General features: G+C 37.6%; 1 protein-coding gene. It reads right to left on the bottom strand.

The features are described 5' to 3' along the window. Positions 1-159 precede the first annotated feature (159 nt). Complete coding sequence (locus KQI22_RS13630) at positions 160-1,746, bottom strand: transposase (RefSeq protein ID WP_216553408.1); 1,587 nt, start codon at positions 1,744-1,746, stop codon at positions 160-162. Between the last annotated feature and the right edge of the window lie 78 nt (positions 1,747-1,824).

Genomic DNA, 1,824 nt, shown 5'->3' with positions numbered 1-1,824 from the left:
AAGGGGCTGTAAAATAAGTCCCTAACAAAGAAACGCCAACTCCGGCAAATGTCGGTTTTGGCGTTTCTTTGTATGATTTTTTCTATTTTTGAACAGGTCTGCATCTTTGGGTATAAAAAATGGTGCATTTAATAAAGCTCAGCTAATCACGCTTGAGTTTTATGCAACTTTCGTCTGTCGTTGCTTTTTATTATGATATTTATAAAGATTGAATCCACATGAAATCAGTGTGAGCTCGAGAATTACATTTTTCTCGCCTCTCCGAAATAATCTTTTATACGATTTATCCCACTTTAATACACCAAAAGTTCCCTCGGATTGAATACTTCGGTTCATTCTCAAGAGAGCACCGTGTATGGATTCAAGATTTTGCAGCACTTCCTGATGAATAGCAGTTAACTCCTGATTCATTCGGATCGTTCGGTTTTTGTGTGCTTTCGGGCAGCATTCTTGTTTATGCGGACACCCTTCACAGGATTCACATTCGTATAATTCTTCTGTTCTTCCATATTTATTATATTTCACATGCTGTGTTCTCTTGAAGATGAATTTTCGCCCGTTTGGGCATAAGAGATTTCCATCAGCATCTTTTGCAAAGTTTACAGCCCGATACGGATTCTCATGGTATTTTTTGTCCGTCGTTTCTTTTTTGTACATGGTAAATTTCATGTATTTTTCCATGCTGTGTTCTTCGCAATAAAGATAATTATTGTAAGAACCGTATCCGGCATCAGCAACCGGATATTTCGGATATTGACCATATGTGCGGTTGAATTTTTCCATCAAAGGCACAAAGCATTCCATATCGGATGCATATGGTTTTACGTCGATTACAGCTATGTATTCATCACAGATGGCTGCCTGAAGGTTGTAGGCGGGAAGTAGCTGATCGTTTCCCATGTAATCACGCTTTAAACGCATAAAAGTTGCATCATGGTCTGTTTTCGAATAACTGTTTCTTTCTTCTCCACAGGTCTCGATGTGATATGCATAGGATTTTAAACGTTCCAGATATTCATTCAGTTCTTCGTATTGCTTTTGCCGAATGCTTTTTCTATGACCACGTCCGAAAACAAAAGAAGTTTCATCCAGTCCGGTTGTTTCTTTGTATACCGTAAGTAATTCAGAGACGTAGTCAACCGCGTAAGCTTCTCGTTTTTCAAATTTTATTCCGAGATATCCAAGTACTTCCTGATTCATAGCATCAATCAAAAGTGAAATCTTATCAAAAACCTTTTGGCGATTTTTTACACAGGATTTTTTCCATACCCAGGTATATCGATTTGCATTTGCCTCGATTTTTGTCCCATCAATGTATGTATGCTGCAGATCCACGTGATCTCTGGAAAAAATATATGCATTAATGTCTGCGAATATCTGCTCGACAGAATCAGTTAATTCGTTTCGGATTAAGTTTCCGAATGTAGCAAAGGAAGGCGTTTTCATGCCATCGAGAAGATACATGTAACGAATGTCATTATGACAGAGCTTTTCAATCTCTCGTAAAGAACAGATGCCGTTTTCCATAAAAGCAAAAAGTATAACTTTAAGGAGTTTTTGAGTATCACATCTTGGACGACCTGTTTTGTAGCCTTTCTCTACAAAATATCTGGATAGGTCAATGTGATCCATAACCTCACAAAAAGTATATACCGGATCAGAAATATCGATCAATTTTTCGATTTCTAATGGTAATTTCAGCTGACGCATAGTATAATTACTATTGGTATTGTTATTTAGTAGCATAATTAATTATACCAAAAAATCGCTCAGACCTCACGGTCCGGGCGATTTTTCTGTCAGGGGAGTTTTTTTACAGCCCCT

The sequence above is a fragment of the Kineothrix sp. MSJ-39 genome, from assembly GCF_018917935.1.
Classification (GTDB): Bacteria; Bacillota; Clostridia; order Lachnospirales; family Lachnospiraceae; genus CAG-194.
Note: the sequence above shows the minus strand (reverse complement) of the source record. Positions and strands in the feature narration are given on the sequence as shown.